The sequence below is a fragment of the Aquabacterium sp. T101 genome, assembly GCF_057219775.1.
Genome location: NZ_JBXVVZ010000001.1, coordinates 348524 through 366589, shown reverse-complemented (window position 1 = coordinate 366589; position 18066 = coordinate 348524). Strand labels below are relative to the sequence as shown.

Genomic DNA, 18066 nt, shown 5'->3' with positions numbered 1-18066 from the left:
GCGGGCACTGCTACAATGCCGACCCTTCAGGCGCGTAGCTCAGCTGGTTAGAGCACCACCTTGACATGGTGGGGGTCGTTGGTTCGAGTCCAATCGCGCCTACCAGATCCGGTAGGAAGCACAGGCACCTGGCGTCAGCGCCAGGTGCCTTTGTCTTTGGGGAGCGGCCCTCATGCAGTTCGATCACGACGAGACCCTGGAGCAGGCCCTGCAGCGCAATGTGCGCGACGCGCTCATGGAAGACATCGGCCGCTGCGACTGGACCGCCCAGCTCGTGCCGGCCGGCCGCCGGGTGCGGGCCCACGTGGTGGCCAAGGAGGCGGCCGTGGTCTGCGGCCGGCCGTGGTTCGACGCCTGCGTCCTGGCGCTCGACCCGGCGGCGACGGTCGACTGGCCGGTGTCCGAGGGCCAGGCCGTGCCGGCGGGCACCGTGGTGTGCACCATCGAGTCCGACGCACGCGCGTTGCTGAGCGCGGAGCGGCCGGCGCTCAACTTCCTGCAGATGCTCTCCGGCGTGGCCGGCGTCACCCGCCGCTACGTCGACGCGATCGCCGGCGTGTCGCCCAACCCGCGCGGCTGCGCGGTGCTCGACACGCGCAAGACGATGCCGGGCCTGCGCCAGGCACAGAAGTACGCCGTGCGCACGGGTGGCGGGCACAACCAGCGCATGGCGCTGTGGGACGGCATCCTGATCAAGGAGAACCACATTGCCGCGGCCGGCGGGATCGCGCAGGCGCTGGCCGCCGCGCGCGCCCTCGACGCCGGCGTGGGCGTGCAGATCGAGGTGGAGAACCTCGACGAGCTGCGCCAGGCGCTCGATGCCGGCGCCGTCAACGTGCTGATCGACGATTTCTCGCTGCAGGACATGCGCGAGGCCGTGGCCCTGAACGCCGGCCGGGCCCTGCTCGAGATCTCGGGCGGCGTCGACCTGGAATCGATCCGCACCTTCGCCGCCACCGGCGTGGACCGCATCTCCGTCGGCAAGCTGACGAAGGACGTGCGGGCGGTGGACTACTCGATGCGCGTGCTCGGCTGAGCGTCGCGCCAGGCCTGCACGGCGGCGACGGCGCGCTCGCGCTCGGACGCCGGCAGGAACGAGTGCCGCGCCGCCTCGAGCTGCATGCGGGCAAGGTCGTCGGCCGTCAGCGCGGTGTGCTGGCGCAGCAGCGCGACCTCTCGCGACAGGGTCGTGCGCGACATCAGCCGGTTGTCCGTGTTGACGCCCACGCTCAGGCCGGCCTGCCACAGGGCCGCGATCGGGTGCGAGGCGACGGACGCCGCCGCGCCGGTGTGCACGTTGCTCGAGGGGCACAACTCCAGGTGGATGCCGCGCTGCAGCGCCTCGTCCACCAGCGGCCGCTGCGCCGGGTCGCCCAGCGCGTCGGCCAGCCGCACGCCGTGGCCGATGCGCACGGCCCCCAGGCGGGCCGCCTCCAGCACGCGCGGTGCAGCGTCGGCCTCTCCGGCATGCAGTGTCAGCGGCAGGCCCTCCTCGCGCACCCGGGCCAGGGCGTCGGCATGGTCCGTCGCCGGATGCCCGAACTCGGCGCCGGCGAGGTCGAAGCCCACCACGCCGCGGTCGCGCCAGGCCAGCGCCAGACGGGCGGCACGCAGCGTCTCGTGCGGCGGCAGGTGGCGCATCGCACAGACGATCAGGCCGCAGGGCAGAGTGCTGCGGCGCAGGCCGGCCAGCAGGGCCGCCACCGTGGCGTCGCCCGACAAGCCGAAGGGCTCGAACAGCAGCGGCGCGATGCGGAACTCGGCGAGCACGCAGCCGTCGAGCCGGGCGTCCTCGGCAGCCTCGTAGGCCACGCGCTCCAGCCCGGCTTCCGAGGCCATGGCCGCCACGGTGAGGTCGAAGCCGCGCAGGTACTCCACCAGGCTGCCGGCGTCCACCCGGGCGTCGAACCAGCGCGACAGGGCGGCGGCGTCCGGTGCCGGGGACGGCAGGCCGCGCTGCGCCAGCAGGTCCAGCAGGGTCTGCTCGCGCAGGCCACCGTCCAGGTGCTCGTGCAGCAGCACCTTGGGCAGCGTGTTCAGGTCGGGCGCCATCGGCACCGATCCTAGTGCAGTCACCGGGTGGATCCTGGCGCGCGGCTTGCTATCCTGCACGGCACTTCATCGACGCAGGAAGGACCACCGACCATGACTCTCTTCGCCAGGACCCTCCAGACCCGGATCGCCGCAGCGGCCCTCGTGGCGTCGTTCGCCGGTGTGGCGGCGGCCCAGTCCCAGCCCGCGGTCATCTTCGACATGGGCGGCAAGTTCGACAAGTCCTTCAACGAGGCGGCCTACAACGGCGCCGAGAAGTGGAAGAAGGAAACCGGCAAGGCCTACCTGGAATTCGAGATCTCCAACGCCACGCAGCGCGAACAGGCGATGCGCCGCATGGCCGAGCGCAACGCCAGCCCGATCATCGGCGTGGGCTTCTCGCAGGGTTCGGCCCTGGAGAAGGTGGCCAAGGAGTTCCCCAAGCTCAACTTCGCCATCATCGACTTCGTGGTCGGCCTGCCCAACGTGGAATCGGTGGTGTTCCGCGAGCACGAGGGCAGTTTCCTCGTCGGCATGATGGCCGCGCTGGCCAGCAAGACCGGCAAGGTCGGCTTCGTCGGTGGCATGGACGTGCCGCTGATCCGCAAGTTCCAGTGCGGCTACGAGCAGGGTGCCAGGTACGCCAACCCGAAGGTCGAGGTGCAGGCCAACATGACCGGCACCACGCCCACGGCCTGGAACGACCCGGCGCGCGGCGGCGAGCTGGCCAAGGCGCAGTTCGCCAAGGGGGTGGACGTGGTCTTCGCCGCGGCCGGCGGCACCGGCATCGGCGTCTACCAGGCCGCCAAGGACGCGGGCAAGCTGGCCATCGGCGTGGACAGCAACCAGAACCACCTGCACCCGGGCACCATGCTCACGTCGATGGTCAAGCGCGTGGACGTGGCGGTGTACAACAGCTTCAAGCAGCACAAGCCGGGCGTCACCTCGCTCGGCCTGAAGGAAGGCGGCGTCGACTACGCGCTCGACCAGCACAACGCCAAGCTCGTCAGCGCCGACATGAAGGCCAAGGTGGACGCCGCCAAGGCCGACATCGTCAGCGGCAAGATCAAGGTCGTCGACTACATGGCCGCGAACAAGTGCTCGTGAGCCGATGACGCCGCCGCGGCCGCCCGTCGCGGTGGCCATGCGATCGATCGACAAGCGCTTCGGCGCGGTGCAGGCCAACCGCGCGGTGGACCTGACGGTGCCCGCCGGCACGGTGCACGGCATCGTGGGCGAGAACGGTGCCGGCAAGAGCACGCTGATGTCGATCCTGTACGGCTTCTACCAGGCCGATGCAGGCACGATCGAGATCGACGGCCGGCCGGCGCGCATCGCCAGTTCGCATGACGCGATCGCGCTGGGCATCGGCATGGTGCACCAGCACTTCATGCTGGTGGACACGCTCAGCGCACTGGACAACGTCATGCTCGGTGCCGAGCCGGCGTGGCGCCTGTCCGTGGCGCGCCGCAAGGTGCGCGAGCGGCTCTACGCGCTGATGCGCGACACCGGCCTGGTGGTCGACCTCGACGCGCGCGTCGAGGACCTGCCGGTGGGCGAGCGCCAGCGGCTGGAGATCCTCAAGGCGCTGTACCGTGGGGCGCGCATCCTGATCCTGGACGAACCCACGGCGGTGCTCACGCCGCACGAGACCGAGCAGCTGTTCGTCACGCTGCGCACGCTGCGCGAGCGCGGCACGACGATCCTGCTGATCACGCACAAGCTCAAGGAGATCATGGCGCTGTGCGACGCGGTGACCGTGATGCGCGGCGGCGCCGTGGTGCTGGACACGCCGATCGCCGACACCTCGGTCGACGCGCTGGCACAGGCGATGGTCGGCCGCCACGTGCACCTGGGCCGCGTCGCGGGCGAGAAGGCCGCCCCCGGGGCCGAACTGCTGCGCGCCGAGGGTCTGGGCTGGCGCGACGCGCTCGGCGTGCCGCGCCTGGACCGGGTGTCGCTGTCGCTGCGCGCCGGCGAGATCGTCGGCATCGCGGGCGTGTCGGGCAACGGCCAGAGCGAACTCCTGGACGCCCTGGCCGGGCTGCTGGCGCCGCAGCAGGGCACGCTGACGGTGGGGTCGCAGCATTTCGAGCCCCGCCACTGGATCGCGCCGGACGTCGCGCGCACGCTCGGCATCGCCCATGTGCCCGAGGACCGTCACAAGCGCGGCCTGGTGCTGCCGTTCCTGGCCTGGGAGTCCGCCGTGCTCGGCTACCAGCGGCAGTCGCGCTACAGCCGGGCCGGGTGGCTGCAGCCGACGTCGATGCGCGGCGACTGCGACCGCATGATGGACGACTTCGACGTGCGCCCGCGCAACCGCGAGCTGCGCTCGTCGAAGTTCTCCGGCGGCAACCAGCAGAAGCTCGTGCTGGCGCGCGAGGCGGCGCCTGGCCCGCGCATCCTGCTGGTGGGCCAGCCCACGCGCGGCGTGGACATCGGCGCGATCGAGTTCATCCACGGCCGGCTGCGTGCCATGCGCGACGCGGGCAGCACGGTGCTGCTGGTGTCGTCCGAACTGGACGAGATCCTGGCCCTGGCCGACCGCGTGCTGGTGATGAACGCCGGCCGCATCGTGGGCGAGCTGCCGATCGAGCAATGCACCGAGGCGGCGCTGGGCCGGCTGATGGGCGGCGAGGCGCAGTCCGCGCCCTTGGCGGCGTGACGGGGGCCCGACGGTGAGCAGCGCGCACCCGGTGGAGATTCCGCGCTGGATCGACCTGGTCCTGCTGCCGCTGTTCAACCTCGGCCTGGCCTTCGCCGTGTCGGCCGGGGTGCTGCTGGCCATCGGCCAGAGCCCGGCGCAGGTGCTGGCCCTGCTGGTCAAGGGCGCCTTCGGCAGCCCGGGCGGCATCAGCTACACGCTTTACTACGCCACCACCTTCGTCTTCACCGGGCTGTCGGTGGCCGTGGCCTACCACGCGGGGCTGTTCAACATCGGCGGCGAGGGGCAGGCCATGATGGGCGGGCTGGGCGCCGCGCTGGTGGGCCTGGCCTTCGGCGCGCACTGGCCGGCGGCCGTGCTGCTGCCGGCGATGGTGCTGGCGGCGATGGCCTTCGGCGTGGCCTGGGCCGCGGTGCCCGGTGCGCTGCAGGCCTGGCGTGGCAGCCACATCGTCATCACGACGATCATGTTCAATTTCATCGCGTCGGCGCTGCTGATCTACCTGCTGGTCAACGTGCTCAAGGAGCCGGGGAACATGTCGCCGGAGACGCGTGCCTTCGGCCCCGCGGCCCAGCTGCCGGGCATGCACACGCTGCTGGCCGCGCTGGGCATCACGTGGCCGCACACGCCGCTCAATGCCAGCGTGCTGCTGGCGCTGGCGGCGCTGGTCGGCACGTGGCTGCTGCTGTGGCGGTCCGAACCCGGCTATGCGCTGCGCACGGTGGGCCATTCGCCGGACGCGGCGCGCTACGCCGGCATCCGGCCCAGGGTGCAGACCGTGGTGGCCATGGCCATCTCGGGCGCGCTGGCCGCGCTGGTGGGCATCAACGAGATCGCCGGCGTGCACAACCGCCTGATCGCCGAGTTCGTGGCCGGTGCGGGCTTCACCGGCATCGCGGTGGCGCTGATCGGCCGCAACCATCCGGTGGGCATCGCGCTGGCCGCGCTGCTGTTCGGCGCGCTGTACCAGGGCGGGGCGGAACTCGCCTTCGAGATCCAGGGCTTCTCGCGCGACATGGTCTTCACGCTGCAGGGCCTGATCGTGCTGTTCGCCGGCGCGATGGCGCAGGTGGCGGCGCCCTGGCTGGCCCGCGGCTGGTGGGCCCTGCGCGGGCGCGGTCGTCCCGGGGCCGACGGTGCGGAGGTGGCCGCGCATGGATGACCTCGCGCTGACGCTCGGCACGGTGCTCGCGTCCACGCTGCGCGTGGCCACGCCGCTGATCCTGTGCGCGCTGGCGGGCACGCTGTCCGAGAGGTCCGGCGTGATCGACCTCGGCCTCGAAGGCAAGATGCTTGCCACCGCGTTCTGCGCCGCGGCGGTGGCGGCGACCACCGGCTCGCTGGTGCTGGCGGTGGGTGCGGCGCTGCTGCTGGGCCTGGCGCTGTCGATGCTGCACGGCTTTGCCTGCGTCAGCCACCGCGGCGACCAGGTCGTGATGGGCATGGCGATCACGATGACGGCGGCCGGCCTGACCGTGGTGCTGGGCATCGCGTGGTTCAGGCAGGGCGGGCAGACACCGCCGATTCCGGACGCCGTGCGCCTGGACCCGTGGTTCACCGGCCTGGGCGCGGCCTTGTCCCAGGTGCCGCTGGTGGGGCCGGTGCTGGCCGGGCTGACGGGCCATACCGCCCTGGTGTACCTCGCGCTGGCGCTCGTGGTCGGCGTGTGGTGGCTGCTTTACCGCTCGCGGCTTGGCCTGCGCCTGCGCGCCACCGGCGAGAACCCGGCCATGGTCGACGCGGCCGGCGTGTCGGTGCGCGGCCTGCGCTACCTGGCGCTGGCCGGCAACGGCCTGCTGGCCGCGCTGGCCGGCTGCTACCTCGTGCTGGCACTGAACCCGCAGTTCATCCCCAACATGACCGCCGGTCGCGGCTACATGGCCCTGGCCGCGATGATCTTCGGCAAGTGGCATCCGCTCGGGGCGCTGGCCGCCTGCCTGCTGTTCGGCTTCCTCGACGCGATGAGCATCCGCCTGCAGGGCGCGGCCATGCCGGCCTGGCTGGGGGGTGGCATGGTGCCGGTGCAGGCGATGCAGGCCTTGCCCTATGTGCTCACCGTGGTGCTGCTGGCCGGGTTCATCGGGCGCGCCTACGCGCCCAAGGCCCTGGGCACGCCCTACCTGAAGGAACGCTGATGGCCCCGCCGGACGACCGCCTGGACGAACTGATCGCCGCCGCGCAGGCCGCAAGAGCGCGGGCCTACGCGCCGTATTCCGGCTTCGCGGTCGGCGCCGCGCTGCTCGACGACGAAGGCCGCATCCATGCCGGCTGCAACGTCGAGAACGCGGCGTATCCGCAAGGGCAGTGCGCCGAGGCGTCGGCCATCGGCCAGATGGTGCTGGGCGGCGGTCGGCGCCTGCGCGCGGTGCTGGTGCTGGCCGACGCGCAAGAGCCGGTCACGCCCTGCGGCGGCTGCCGCCAGCGGCTGCGCGAGTTCGGTTCGGCCGACACGCCGGTGATCATTGCCGGTCCCCAGGGCGTGCGGCAGCGCTTTACGCTCGGCGAACTGCTGCCCGCGAGCTTCGGGCCGGAGCATCTGGCATGAGCGCCCTGGCCCGGCCGCTCCGAAGGGGACACTTTGCCCCGCGTGACGGGACCGCGCGAAGCGCGAGGGTGCACCCATGAGCGCCGTCGACGCCCAGGTGGCGGCGGCCGGGGCGCACATCCAGCAGCGAGCGCCGGGCTTCGTGCCGCGCGTCGCGGTGATCCTCGGTTCGGGCTGGGGTGGCGTGCTGGACAGCGTGGCCGACCCGGTGGATCTGCCGTATGCCGACCTGCCGGGATTCCCGGAGGTGGGCGTGGCCGGCCATGCCGGCCGCCTGCGCCTGGGCCGGCTCGGCGGCGTGCCGGTGGCGGTACTGGCCGGGCGCCAGCACACCTACGAGGGCGGCCGGCCCGACGCGATGAAGGTGGCCATCCGCACGCTGGCCGCGCTCGGCACGTCGGCGCTGGTGCTGACCAATGCCGCCGGCAGCCTGCGCCCGGCCATGGGCACCGGTTCGCTGATGCTGTTGTCCGACCACCTGAACATGGTGCAGCGCACGCCGCTGCACGGCGAGCCCGGTTCGGCCCGGTTCGTCGACCTGCGCGACGCCTACGACCCGGCGCTGCGGCGCGCGGCGCAGGCGGCCGCGGCCGGCCTGGGCGAGACGCTGCACGAGGGCGTGTACGCGTGGATGCTCGGGCCGCAGTTCGAGACGCCCGCGGAGATCCGCATGCTGCAGGTGCTCGGCGCCGACGCGGTGGGCATGAGCACGGTGCCGGAGACGATCCTGGCGCGCCATGCGGGCCTGCGCGTGCTGGCGCTGTCGATGATCACCAACCTGGCGGCCGGGCTCGATGCCGAGCCGCTCAGCCATGCCCAGACCCTTGCGGCGGCGCAAACCGCAGGCCATCGCGCGACCCGCGTGCTGGCCGCCGTGGTGCCGGCCTTGGCATGATGGTCCCTTCAAGGAGGAAAGCCCCATGAACCCGAGACTGCTCATCGTGGCCGCGGCCGCCGCGCTGCTGGCCGGCTGCGCCACCACGCCGCGGGCGCCGCTCAAGCTGACCGTGCTGCACACCAACGACCACCACGGCCGCTTCTGGCCCAACAGCGACGGCGAGTACGGCATGGCGGCGCGCAAGACGCTGATCGACCGGGTGCGCGCCGAGGTGGCCGCCGCCGGCGGCCAGGTGCTGCTGCTCGACGGCGGCGACATCAACACCGGCGTGCCCGAGAGCGACCTGCAGGACGCCGAGCCCGACTTCAAGGGCATGAACCTGCTCGGCTACGACGCGGCGGCGATCGGCAACCACGAGTTCGACAAGCCGCTGATCGTGCTCGACAAGCAGCGCCAGTGGTCGAAGTTCCCGCTGCTGTCGGCCAACATCTACAACCGCACCAGCGGCCAGCGCATGTTCGAGCCCTACCGCGTGTTCGAGCGCGGCGGCTACCGCATCGCGGTGATGGGCCTCACCACGGACGACACCAGCAAGATGGTGATGCAGTCCAACATCGTCAACGTGGAGTTCCGCAAGCCCGCCGAGGAAGCGGCGAAGCTGGTGCCCGAACTGCGCGGCAAGGCCGACATGGTGATCGCCGCCACGCACATGGGCCACTACCCGGACGGCCGCAGCGGCGTCAACGCGCCGGGCGACGTGGAGCTGGCGCGCGCGGTCAGGGGCATCGACCTGATCGTCGGCGGGCACAGCCAGAACCCGGTGTGCATGAAGGCCGAGAACCAGCGCGACGACGCCTACCGTCCCGGCCAGCCCTGCGCGCCGGACCGCCAGAACGGCGCCTGGATCGTGCAGGCCCACGAGTGGGGCAAGTACGTCGGCCGGGCCGACTTCGTCATCGACGGCGGCAAGGTCGAGCTGGTCAAGTACCAGCTGCTGCCGGTGAACCTGACGCAGCGTGCGGCCGATGGCAAGCGCACGGTGATTGGCGAACGCATCCCCGACGACGCAGCGGTGCGCGACTTCCTCAAGCCGTTCCAGGACGCCGGCCAGGCGCGCCTGCTGGTGCCGGTGGGCGAGACCGTTGGCGTGTTCGACGGCGACCGCTCGCGCGTGCGTGCGCAGCCGACCAACCTGGGGGTGATGATCGCCCGCGCCATGCAGGAGCGCACCGGCGCCGACCTGGCGCTGATGAACGCCGGCGGCGTGCGCGACTCGCTGCCCGAGGGCCGCATCACCTACCGCGACGTGCTCAAGGTGATGCCCTTCGCCAACCAGGTGTCGCTGGTGCGCCTGTCCGGGGCCGACCTGCTGAAGTACCTGGAAGCGGTGGCGAAGATGACGCCGGGCTCGGGCGCGTTCCCGCAGACCTCCGGCGTGCAGATGGTCATCGAGGGCGGCGTGCTGAAGGAAGCGCGCGTCGGCGGCCAGCCGATCGACCCGCGCCGCGACTACCGGCTCGCGCTGCCGAACTTCACCGCGGGCGGCGGCGACGGCTATCCCAGGCTGAACACGCACCCGGGCTATGTCGACACCGGCTTCGTCGACGCCGACGTGGTGCGCGCCTTCATCGCCGCGCGCAGCCCGCTCAAGGCGGCCGACTTCGCGCCGCCGCCCGACGTGGTGCGGCGCTGACGGGCACGGCGCGATGGATGCGTCGGCCACCGCCGCGGACGCCCGCCTCGCGCTGGCCTGCCTGGACCTGACCAGCCTGAACGACGCCGACGACGACGCGGCGATCGACGCGCTGTGCCGCCGCGCGGTCACGCCCTGGGGCGCGGTGGCGGCGGTGTGCGTCTGGCCGCGCTTCGTGGCGCGGGCGCGGCGCGCGCTGCCGGCGTCGGTGAAGGTGGCCGCGGTGGCCAACTTCCCGCAGGGCGCGCTCGACGCCGCACAGGCCGTCGTCGACGCGCAGGCCATCGTCCAGGCCGGCGGCGACGAGGTGGACCTCGTGCTGCCATGGCGCGCCATGCTGGGCGGCCAAGCCGCGCAGGCCGCCGCGCTGGTGGCCGACGTGCGGCGGGCCTGCCCGCGCGCCACGCTCAAGCTGATCATCGAGTCGGGCGAGCTGCCGCTGCCGGGCACCGTGCGCCAGGCCGCGCGCATCGGGCTCGACCAGGGCGCCGACTTCCTCAAGACCAGCACCGGCAAGACGGCGCACGGCGCCACGCCCGAGGCGGCGGCCCTGATGCTCGACGCCATCGCGGCGCACCCGCGTGCGGCGGTCGTGGGCTTCAAGGCGTCGGGCGGCATCCGCACGGTGGCCGATGCCGCCACGTATGCGGCCCTGGTGCGGCGGCGGCTCGGCGCCGGCGCCTTGAGCCCGCGGCGGTTGCGCTTCGGCGCCAGCGGGCTGCTGGGCGACATCGAGCGCGTGCTGTCGGGGCAGGGCGCAGCGCCCACCGCTGCGGCCCAGGGCTACTGAGCGATGACCCCGGCGGAGGTGATCCGCAACAAGCGCGACGGCCGCGCGCTGGACGCCGCGCAGATCGACGCCTTCGTGCGCGGCCTGGTGGACGGCAGCTGGAGCGAAGGGCAGGTCGGCGCGCTGGCGATGGCGATCCTGCTGCGCGGCATGCGGCGCGACGAATGCGTGGCCCTGACCCGCGCGATGACCCTGTCCGGCCGCGTGCTCGATTGGTCGCGCGCCGGGCTGGCCGGCCCCATCGTCGACAAGCACTCCACCGGCGGCGTGGGCGACAAGGTCAGCCTGATGCTGGCGCCGATCGTGGCCGCCTGCGGCGCCGTGGTGCCGATGATCAGCGGCCGCGGACTGGGCCACACCGGCGGCACCCTGGACAAGATGCAGAGCCTGCCCGGCTACGACATCGCCCCGTCGCCGCAGCGGCTGCTGCGCGCCCTGCGCGAGGCCGGCTGCGCCATCGTCGGAGCCACCGGCCAGCTGGCGCCGGCTGACCGGCGGCTCTACGCGGTACGCGACGTCACCGCCACCGTGGAGTCGGTGCCGCTGATCACCGCCAGCATCCTGTCGAAGAAGCTGGCGGCCGGCCTGCAGGGCCTGGTGATGGACGTGAAGGTGGGCAACGGCGCGTTCTGCACCACGCCCGTCGCCGCGCGCACGCTGGCGCGCAGCCTGGTGGCCGTGGCGCGCAGCGCCGGGCTGCCCACCCGGGCCCTGCTCACCGACATGAACTCGGTGCTCGGCCGCAACGTGGGCAATGCGCTCGAGATGGCCGAGGCGGTGGCCTTTCTCACCGGGCGCGCGCCGCGCGAGGCGCGGCTGGAGGCGGTGACGCTGGCCCTGGCCGCGGAGATGCTGGCGCTGGTGAAGCTGGCGCCCGACGCGGCCGCAGGCGAGGCGATGGCGCGGCGTGCGCTGGACAGCGGTGCGGCGGCCGAGCATTTCGGCCGCATGGTCGCTGCCCTGGGCGGGCCGCCCGACGTGTGCGGCCGCCGCGGGGCGCCGCTGGCGCGGGCTCCGGCCACGCTGGCGCTCGCGGCGCCGCGCGACGGGGTGGTGGCCGCGATGGACACGCGCGCCATCGGCCTCGTGGTGGTCGACCTGGGGGGCGGCCGGCGCGTGGCCAGCGATGCCGTGAACCCGGCGGTCGGACTGTCCGGGGTGCTGCCCCTGGGCACGCGCGTCGCGGCGGGCGACCCGCTGCTCGTGGTGCATGCGGCCGACCGCGAGTCGGCCCGCCGGGCCTGCGCGCAACTGGCGGCGGCCATCGCCGTGGCGTCGCGGCCCGGCGCGCCGGCAGGCCCGCTGGTCGAACGGCTGTCCGGAGGACAAACCCGGACCGGGCCGGCGCGGGCCCGCTCCTAGAATGACCCGAACTTCTGTCGACCCCCGACCGCCCCAGCCATGCCTACCGCCCGTCGCGCCCGTGCCGCTGCCGATTCCGAGCCGGCCGACGCCCGCCCCGGCGTGCGCGTGCTGAAGAAGTACCCGAACCGGCGCCTGTACGACACCCAGACCAGCAGCTACATCACGCTGGCCGACGTGAAGCAGATGGTGCTCGAGGGCCAGGGCTTCGAGGTGCGCGAGGCCAAGGACGGCACCGACATCACGCGCAGCATCCTGCTGCAGATCATCCTCGAGGAGGAAAGCGGCGGCGTGCCGATGTTCTCCACCGAGACGCTGTCGCAGATCATCCGCTTCTACGGCCACACGATGCAGGGCGCGATGGGCGCCTTCTTCGAGCAGAACATGAAGGCCTTCGCCGACATGCAGGGGCGCATGCTCGGCGGCAACACCGCGATGCCGGGCGTGATGGGCAGCTACCTCGAGCAGCAGCAGAAGCTGTTCAAGCAGATGCAGGACCAGGCCGGCAGCCTGTTCCCCGGCTTCGTGCCGGGCAAGAAGCCCTGAGCGCCGCGCGCGCTGCCATGCGGGACAATCCCGCCCCATGAGTTCCGCCCCCGATGCCGCCCCGCCGCCGAAGGTGGGCTTCGTCTCGCTCGGCTGCCCCAAGGCGCTGACCGACTCCGAGCTGATCCTGACCCAGCTGTCGGCCGAAGGCTATGCCACGAGCAAGAGCTTCGCCGGCGCCGACCTGGTGATCGTCAACACCTGCGGCTTCATCGACGACGCCGTCCGCGAGAGCCTGGACACCATCGGCGAAGCCCTGGCCGAGAACGGCAAGGTGATCGTCACCGGCTGCCTGGGCGCCCGCACCGGCGACGACGGCGCCAACCTCGTGCGGCAGGTGCACCCGAAGGTGCTGGCGGTGACGGGGCCGCATGCCACCAACGAAGTGATGGACGCGGTGCATGCGCACCTGCCCAAGCCGCACGACCCCTTCGTCGACCTGGTGCCCGCGCAGGGCATCAAGCTGACGCCGCGCCACTACGCCTACCTGAAGATCAGCGAAGGCTGCAACCACCGTTGCACGTTCTGCATCATCCCGTCGATGCGAGGCGACCTCGTGTCGCGCCCCGTGGGCGACGTGCTGGGCGAGGCACGGCGCCTGTTCGAGGCCGGCGTGAAGGAACTGCTGGTGGTCAGCCAGGACACCAGCGCCTACGGCGTGGACCTGAAGTACCGCACCGGCTTCTGGGATGGCCAGCCGGTGAAGACGCGCCTGTTCGACCTGTGCGACAAGCTCGGCGAACTGGCCGCAGAGCATGGCGCGTGGGTGCGCCTGCACTACGTGTACCCCTATCCGCACGTCGACGACGTGTTGCCGCTGATGGCCTCCGGTCGGGTGCTGCCGTACCTGGACGTGCCTTTCCAGCACTCGCATCCGGACGTGCTGCGCCGGATGAAGCGGCCCGCCAGCGGCGAGAAGAACCTGGAGCGGCTGCTGCGCTGGCGCGAGGCCTGCCCCGAGCTGGTGGTGCGCAGCACCTTCATCGCCGGCTTCCCCGGCGAGACCGAGGCCGAGTTCGAGCACCTGCTGCAGTTCGTAGCCGAGGCCGGCATCGACCGCGCGGGCTGCTTCGCCTACTCGCCGGTGAACGGGGCGGCCGCCAACGAGCTGCCGGGCCAGTTGCCCGAAGCCGTGCGCGAGGAGCGGCGCGCGCGCTTCATGGCCGCGGCCGAAGCGGCGTCGTCGGCCCGCCTGCAGCGCCGCGTCGGGGCGACCATGCAGGTGCTGGTGGACAGCGCCCCGGCGCTGGGCCGCAAGGGCGGCGTTGGCCGCAGCTACGCCGACGCACCGGAAATCGACGGCACCGTGCGGCTGCTGCCGCCGGACAAGGCGAGCAAGGTGCTGAAGGTGGGCGAGTTCACCCGCGCGCGCATCGTCGCGGCGGACGGCCACGACCTGGTCGGCATGCCGCTGTGAGCGACGGACACGGCCGGGGCCGCTCGACCGGCCTGATCCACCATCCGTACCGGGCGCCGGACACCTTCGAGTCGCCGGCGGTACCGGTGGCCAAGGGCTCGACCGTCTACTTCCGCAACGTGGCGGCAGTGCGCTCGAGCCAGTGGATCGACCGCAGCGCCTACACCTACGGCCTGCACGGCACGCCGACCACCTTCACGCTGGAAGAGCGCCTGGCCACGCTGGAAGGCGGCCGCCACGCGATGCTGGTGTCGTCCGGGCTGGCCGCGCTGACCCTGGTGGACATGGCACTGCTGACCCAGGGCGACCATCTGCTTCTGCCGGTCAATGCCTACGGGCCGGGGAAGGTGTTCGTCCGCCACGAACTGCAGGCCTGGGGCATCGCGCACTCGTTCTACGACGCCATGGACCCGGCGTCGCTGGCCGCGGCCCTCAGGCCCGCCACCCGGCTGGTCTGGCTCGAACCGCCGGGCTCGGTGACGCTGGAGTTTCCGGATCTGCGCACGCTGATCGCCCTGGTGCGCGAGCGTGCGCCGCAGGCCGTGATCGCGCTGGACAACACCTGGGGCGCCGGCCTGGCCTTCGACGCTTTCGACCTGGGCGCGGACGTAACGGCCCACGCCCTGACCAAGTACCCGTCCGGCGGCGGCGACGTGCTGATGGGGTCGGTGATCTGCCGCGACGACGCGCTGTACCGGCGTCTGGCGCTGACGCGCAGCCGCATCGGGCATGGCGTGGGCGCGGACGACGTGGCGGCCGTGCTGCGCTCGCTGCCCAGCCTGCCGCTGCGCTATGCGGCGCACGACGTGGCGGCCCGGGCGTTCGCGGCCTGGTGCACCACGCGCCCCGAGTTCGCCCGGGTGCTGCATCCGGCCCTGCCGGGGTCGCCCGGCCACGAGCACTGGAAGTCGCATTGCCGGGCCGCGGCCGGTCTGGCCAGCGTGGTCTTCGGGCCCGACGTCGCCGCCGCGCGGGTGGACGCCTTCGTCGACTCGCTGAAGCTGTTTCGCATCGGCTGGAGCTGGGGGGGGCCGGTGAGCCTGGCGATGCCCTACGACCTGGGCACGCTGCGGCATGGCACGCCCGGCAGCCAGGGCACGGTGGTGCGCTTCTCGATCGGGCTGGAGGACGTCGACGACCTGACCGCCGACGTGGCGCAGGCCCTAGGCGCTCTTGCCGCCTGACACCTTGTGCCGCATCAGGCGGCCCTTCTCGCGCTCCCAGTCGCGCGCCTTCTCGGTGTCGCGCTTGTCGTGCTGCGCCTTGCCCTTGGCCAGCGCGATGGTGGCCTTGACCCGGCCGCCCTTGAAGTGCAGGTCCAGCGGCACCAGCGTGAAGCCGCGCTGCTCCACCTTGCCGATCAGGCGCCGGATCTCCTCCTTGTGCATCAGGAGCTTCTTGGTGCGGTCGGGCTCGGGCAGCACGTGGGTGGACGCCGAGCGCAGGGCGTTGATGCGGCAGCCGATCAGGTACAGCTCGCCGTCGCGGATGACCACGTAGCCGTCGGTCAGCTGGACCTGGCCAGCGCGGATGGCCTTGATCTCCCAGCCCGACAGCACCATGCCCGCCTCGAAGGTCTCCTCGATGTGGTATTCGTGACGGGCGCGGCGGTTTTCGGCGATCGACATGGGGTTCCTACAATTTGGGCATTCTATGAAGCACGTCAAGCGCTCCGTCCTGATCTGGTACTCGCCACGGGAGATGTACGAGCTGGTGACGGCAGTGCGCGACTATCCGAGCTTCCTGCCCTGGTGCGAGCGCGCCGACGTGCTGGAGGAGGGCGCCGACGGCATGACCGCGCGCCTGACGCTGGCCAAGGGCGGGGTGCGCCATGCGTTCACCACCCGCAATCGCCACCGGCCCGGCGAGGAGGTGCAGGTGCAGCTGGTGGACGGGCCTTTCTCGCTGCTGGAAGGCACCTGGCTGTTCGCCCCGGTCGGCCGCGCCGGGCAGGTGCTGGACGCCGATGCGCGGGCCTGCCGTGTCGCGCTCGACCTGCGCTACGCCTTCGCCAATGCCGCGCTGGAGGCCATCGTCAGCCCGGTGTTCGACCGGGTGGCCGACTCGCTGGTGGACTCGTTCGTGCAGCGCGCGGAGCAGGTGCATGGGCCCCGATAGCGCCCCCGCCCGCCTGACGGTGGAGGTGGCCTACAGCCCGGCGCCGCGCCAGGTGGACGTGGTGCCGCTGCGGCTGCCGCCCGGCGCCACGGTGGCCGATGCGCTGTCGGCGAGCCGACTGTTCGGTGCGGGCGCGCCGCTGCCCCCGGGCCTGTCGGTGGGTGTCTGGGGCCGGCGCCAGCCGTTGGACACGGCGTTACGCGACGGCGACCGCGTGGAAGTCTGGCGCGCGCTGACGGTCGACCCCAAGGAGGCACGGCGGCAACGCTACAAGGGCCAGCCCGCGGCGCGAACCTTGCGCGGGGCTGACGGACTGCCCAAAAAACAAGAGCGCCCGGGTCGCGGGCGCTCCTGAGGTCCGAAGTCGGGGAAGCGAATTACTTCTTCGCTTCTTCCTTCTTGGCGGCGGGCTTGGCTTCTTCCTTCTTGGCGGCCGGCTTGGCCTCTTCCTTCTTCGCGGCCGAGGCGGCGGCAGCGGCCGGCTTGGCTTCGGCCTTCTTCTCGTCCTTCTTGGCGTCGGCAGCGAAGCCGGTGGTGGCGAAAGCGGCGGCGATCAGGGCGGCCAGGAGCTTGTTCATGTCAGTACCTTTCGAAAGATTGAATGAACCCCCAGCCGCTTGTCGGGCCGGTGGGCGAGACGGCAACGCGGCGCTTGTCAGCTTGGTTGACAGGTTCGTCAACTAGAATTTCGGGCTTCAGACCCGTTGCCCAACCCCCGGAGCGCCAGCCCACCATGTATCAGCACATCAAGGTCCCCCAAGGCGGCCAGAAGATCACCGTCAACAAGGACTACTCGCTCAACGTGCCCGACAATCCCATCATCCCCTTCATCGAAGGCGACGGCACGGGGCTGGACATCACGCCGGTGATGATCAAGGTGGTGGACGCGGCCGTGGCCAAGGCCTATGGCGGCAAGCGCAAGATCCACTGGATGGAGGTCTACGCCGGCGAGAAGTCGACCAAGATCTACGGCCCGGACGTCTGGCTGCCCGAGGAGACGCTGGCCGTGGTCCGTGACTACGTGGTCTCGATCAAGGGCCCGCTGACCACCCCGGTGGGCGGCGGCATCCGCTCGCTGAACGTGGCGCTGCGCCAGGAACTCGACCTGTACGTCTGCCTGCGGCCGATCCAGTATTTCAAGGGCGTGCCCAGCCCGCTGAAGGAGCCGGAGAAGACCAACATGGTCATCTTCCGCGAGAACTCCGAGGACATCTACGCCGGCATCGAGTACCAGGCCGAGACCGACAAGGCCAAGAAGCTGATCGACTTCCTCGTCAACGAGATGGGCGTCAAGAAGATCCGCTTCCCGAACACCTCCGGCATCGGCATCAAGCCGGTCAGCCGCGAAGGTACCGAGCGCCTCGTGCGCAAGGCGATCCAGTACGCGATCGACAACGACAAGCCCAGCGTGACAATCGTCCACAAGGGCAACATCATGAAGTTCACGGAAGGCGGCTTCCGCGACTGGGCCTACGCCCTGGCGCAGAAGGAGTTTGGCGCCCAGCTGATCGACGGCGGCCCGTGGTGCAAGTTCAAGAACCCGAAGACGGGTAAGGACATCGTCGTCAAGGACTCGATCGCCGACGCGTTCCTGCAGCAGATCCTGCTGCGCCCGGCCGAGTACTCGGTGATCGCCACGCTCAACCTCAACGGCGACTACGTCTCGGACGCGCTGGCGGCCCAGGTGGGCGGCATTGGCATCGCCCCGGGCGCCAACCTGTCGGATTCGGTGGCCATGTTCGAGGCCACGCACGGCACCGCGCCCAAGTACGCCGGCAAGGACTACGTGAACCCCGGTTCCGAGATCCTGTCCGCCGAGATGATGCTGCGCCACATGGGCTGGACCGAGGCCGCCGACCGGATCATCTCGTCGATGGAGAAGTCCATCGCCAGCAAGAAGGTCACCTACGACTTCGCCCGCCTGATGGAAGGCGCGACCCAGGTGTCCTGCTCGGGCTTCGGCCAGGTGATGATCGACCACATGTGAGGCCGGGCCCCCAGGGGGGCTCTGGAAGCACGAAGCCCGCCGAAAGGCGGGCTTTTTCGTTTTTCGGCGGTGCC

General features: G+C 71.6%; 19 protein-coding genes and 1 tRNA gene. 17 read left to right on the top strand and 3 right to left on the bottom strand.

Annotation, left to right across the window (positions count from 1 at the left end):
• Positions 1–28: 28 nt before the first annotated feature.
• Both AC2EAQ_RS01725 and nadC read left to right on the top strand, forming a co-directional pair.
• Positions 29–105: transfer RNA gene (locus AC2EAQ_RS01725), tRNA-Val, on the top strand.
• A gap of 67 nt (positions 106–172) precedes the next feature.
• On the top strand, positions 173–1036 hold the full coding sequence (gene nadC, locus AC2EAQ_RS01720; RefSeq protein ID WP_484639967.1) for a carboxylating nicotinate-nucleotide diphosphorylase: 864 nt from the start codon (positions 173–175) through the stop codon (positions 1034–1036).
• Here nadC and add read toward each other — a convergent pair.
• Positions 1012–2076 carry an adenosine deaminase gene (add, locus tag AC2EAQ_RS01715; RefSeq protein ID WP_484639966.1) on the bottom strand — a complete coding sequence of 355 codons (1065 nt, stop codon included), beginning with the start codon at positions 2074–2076 and terminating at the stop codon, positions 1012–1014. The genes nadC and add overlap by 25 nt on opposite strands.
• 69 nt (positions 2077–2145) lie before the next feature.
• Here add and AC2EAQ_RS01710 point away from each other — a divergent pair, with 69 nt between their 5' ends.
• From AC2EAQ_RS01710 to AC2EAQ_RS01655, 12 genes are all read left to right on the top strand, one after another.
• Positions 2146–3138: a BMP family lipoprotein gene (locus AC2EAQ_RS01710; protein ID WP_484639965.1), complete on the top strand. Its 993-nt coding sequence runs from the start codon at positions 2146–2148 to the stop codon at positions 3136–3138.
• A 37-nt stretch (positions 3139–3175) separates the two neighbouring features.
• Positions 3176–4696, top strand: coding sequence for an ABC transporter ATP-binding protein (locus AC2EAQ_RS01705; RefSeq protein WP_484639964.1), 1521 nt, complete (start codon positions 3176–3178; stop codon positions 4694–4696).
• Between the two features lie 13 nt (positions 4697–4709).
• Positions 4710–5858 carry an ABC transporter permease gene (locus AC2EAQ_RS01700; RefSeq protein ID WP_484639963.1) on the top strand — a complete coding sequence of 383 codons (1149 nt, stop codon included), beginning with the start codon at positions 4710–4712 and terminating at the stop codon, positions 5856–5858.
• Positions 5851–6831 carry an ABC transporter permease gene (locus tag AC2EAQ_RS01695; protein WP_484639962.1) on the top strand — a complete coding sequence of 327 codons (981 nt, stop codon included), beginning with the start codon at positions 5851–5853 and terminating at the stop codon, positions 6829–6831. Before AC2EAQ_RS01700 ends, AC2EAQ_RS01695 begins: the two co-directional genes overlap by 8 nt.
• Complete coding sequence (cdd, locus tag AC2EAQ_RS01690) at positions 6831–7241, top strand: cytidine deaminase (RefSeq protein WP_484639960.1); 411 nt, start codon at positions 6831–6833, stop codon at positions 7239–7241. Before AC2EAQ_RS01695 ends, cdd begins: the two co-directional genes overlap by 1 nt.
• A 76-nt stretch (positions 7242–7317) precedes the next feature.
• The gene (locus AC2EAQ_RS01685; protein ID WP_484639959.1) at positions 7318–8136 is read left to right on the top strand and encodes a purine-nucleoside phosphorylase; all 819 of its coding nucleotides are present in this window, start codon (positions 7318–7320) and stop codon (positions 8134–8136) included.
• Between the two features lie 25 nt (positions 8137–8161).
• Positions 8162–9772: a bifunctional UDP-sugar hydrolase/5'-nucleotidase UshA gene (gene ushA, locus AC2EAQ_RS01680; protein ID WP_484639958.1), complete on the top strand. Its 1611-nt coding sequence runs from the start codon at positions 8162–8164 to the stop codon at positions 9770–9772.
• 13 nt (positions 9773–9785) lie between these two features.
• Positions 9786–10562: a deoxyribose-phosphate aldolase gene (deoC, locus tag AC2EAQ_RS01675; RefSeq protein ID WP_484639956.1), complete on the top strand. Its 777-nt coding sequence runs from the start codon at positions 9786–9788 to the stop codon at positions 10560–10562.
• A 3-nt stretch (positions 10563–10565) separates the two neighbouring features.
• On the top strand, positions 10566–11924 hold the full coding sequence (deoA, locus tag AC2EAQ_RS01670; protein ID WP_484639955.1) for a thymidine phosphorylase: 1359 nt from the start codon (positions 10566–10568) through the stop codon (positions 11922–11924).
• A 39-nt stretch (positions 11925–11963) separates the two neighbouring features.
• A complete protein-coding gene (gene phaR, locus AC2EAQ_RS01665) occupies positions 11964–12470 on the top strand; it encodes a polyhydroxyalkanoate synthesis repressor PhaR (RefSeq protein ID WP_484639954.1) in 507 nt (168 codons plus the stop codon).
• Positions 12471–12507: 37 nt separating this feature from the next.
• Complete coding sequence (gene rimO, locus AC2EAQ_RS01660; protein ID WP_484639953.1) at positions 12508–13887, top strand: 30S ribosomal protein S12 methylthiotransferase RimO; 1380 nt, start codon at positions 12508–12510, stop codon at positions 13885–13887.
• Entirely contained in the window at positions 13884–15071 is a 1188-nt protein-coding gene (locus AC2EAQ_RS01655) for a PLP-dependent transferase (RefSeq protein WP_484639952.1), read from the top strand. The genes rimO and AC2EAQ_RS01655 overlap by 4 nt, the downstream gene beginning before the upstream one ends.
• On the opposite strand, the gene smpB is transcribed toward AC2EAQ_RS01655, so the two are convergent.
• On the bottom strand, positions 15051–15515 hold the full coding sequence (gene smpB, locus AC2EAQ_RS01650; protein ID WP_484639951.1) for an SsrA-binding protein SmpB: 465 nt from the start codon (positions 15513–15515) through the stop codon (positions 15051–15053). The two genes, AC2EAQ_RS01655 and smpB, sit on opposite strands and share 21 nt — an antisense overlap.
• Before the next feature lie 25 nt (positions 15516–15540).
• On the opposite strand from smpB, the gene AC2EAQ_RS01645 reads away from it, so the two are divergent.
• The gene (locus AC2EAQ_RS01645) at positions 15541–16005 is read left to right on the top strand and encodes a type II toxin-antitoxin system RatA family toxin (protein ID WP_484639950.1); all 465 of its coding nucleotides are present in this window, start codon (positions 15541–15543) and stop codon (positions 16003–16005) included.
• Positions 15992–16360, top strand: coding sequence for an RnfH family protein (locus AC2EAQ_RS01640; RefSeq protein WP_484639949.1), 369 nt, complete (start codon positions 15992–15994; stop codon positions 16358–16360). The genes AC2EAQ_RS01645 and AC2EAQ_RS01640 overlap by 14 nt, the downstream gene beginning before the upstream one ends.
• Before the next feature lie 22 nt (positions 16361–16382).
• Here AC2EAQ_RS01640 and AC2EAQ_RS01635 read toward each other — a convergent pair whose 3' ends face one another.
• Positions 16383–16583: a hypothetical protein gene (locus AC2EAQ_RS01635; RefSeq protein ID WP_484639948.1), complete on the bottom strand. Its 201-nt coding sequence runs from the start codon at positions 16581–16583 to the stop codon at positions 16383–16385.
• A 155-nt stretch (positions 16584–16738) separates the two neighbouring features.
• Here AC2EAQ_RS01635 and icd point away from each other — a divergent pair, with 155 nt between their 5' ends.
• Positions 16739–17992, top strand: coding sequence for an NADP-dependent isocitrate dehydrogenase (gene icd, locus AC2EAQ_RS01630; RefSeq protein ID WP_484639947.1), 1254 nt, complete (start codon positions 16739–16741; stop codon positions 17990–17992).
• Positions 17993–18066 lie beyond the last annotated feature (74 nt).

What these genes read in the sequence shown, in the direction of transcription:
- nadC (WP_484639967.1), top strand. Translation starts at nt 173, where the DNA reads ATGCAGTTCGATCACGACGAGACCCTGGAGCAGGCCCTGCAGCGCAAT.
- AC2EAQ_RS01710 (WP_484639965.1), top strand. Translation starts at nt 2,146, where the DNA reads ATGACTCTCTTCGCCAGGACCCTCCAGACCCGGATCGCCGCAGCGGCC.
- AC2EAQ_RS01705 (WP_484639964.1), top strand. Translation starts at nt 3,176, where the DNA reads ATGCGATCGATCGACAAGCGCTTCGGCGCGGTGCAGGCCAACCGCGCG.
- AC2EAQ_RS01695 (WP_484639962.1), top strand. Translation starts at nt 5,851, where the DNA reads ATGGATGACCTCGCGCTGACGCTCGGCACGGTGCTCGCGTCCACGCTG.
- cdd (WP_484639960.1), top strand. Translation starts at nt 6,831, where the DNA reads ATGGCCCCGCCGGACGACCGCCTGGACGAACTGATCGCCGCCGCGCAG.
- AC2EAQ_RS01685 (WP_484639959.1), top strand. Translation starts at nt 7,318, where the DNA reads ATGAGCGCCGTCGACGCCCAGGTGGCGGCGGCCGGGGCGCACATCCAG.
- ushA (WP_484639958.1), top strand. Translation starts at nt 8,162, where the DNA reads ATGAACCCGAGACTGCTCATCGTGGCCGCGGCCGCCGCGCTGCTGGCC.
- deoC (WP_484639956.1), top strand. Translation starts at nt 9,786, where the DNA reads ATGGATGCGTCGGCCACCGCCGCGGACGCCCGCCTCGCGCTGGCCTGC.
- deoA (WP_484639955.1), top strand. Translation starts at nt 10,566, where the DNA reads ATGACCCCGGCGGAGGTGATCCGCAACAAGCGCGACGGCCGCGCGCTG.
- phaR (WP_484639954.1), top strand. Translation starts at nt 11,964, where the DNA reads ATGCCTACCGCCCGTCGCGCCCGTGCCGCTGCCGATTCCGAGCCGGCC.
- rimO (WP_484639953.1), top strand. Translation starts at nt 12,508, where the DNA reads ATGAGTTCCGCCCCCGATGCCGCCCCGCCGCCGAAGGTGGGCTTCGTC.
- smpB (WP_484639951.1), bottom strand. Translation starts at nt 15,515, where the DNA reads ATGTCGATCGCCGAAAACCGCCGCGCCCGTCACGAATACCACATCGAG.
- AC2EAQ_RS01645 (WP_484639950.1), top strand. Translation starts at nt 15,541, where the DNA reads ATGAAGCACGTCAAGCGCTCCGTCCTGATCTGGTACTCGCCACGGGAG.
- AC2EAQ_RS01640 (WP_484639949.1), top strand. Translation starts at nt 15,992, where the DNA reads ATGGGCCCCGATAGCGCCCCCGCCCGCCTGACGGTGGAGGTGGCCTAC.
- AC2EAQ_RS01635 (WP_484639948.1), bottom strand. Translation starts at nt 16,583, where the DNA reads ATGAACAAGCTCCTGGCCGCCCTGATCGCCGCCGCTTTCGCCACCACC.
- icd (WP_484639947.1), top strand. Translation starts at nt 16,739, where the DNA reads ATGTATCAGCACATCAAGGTCCCCCAAGGCGGCCAGAAGATCACCGTC.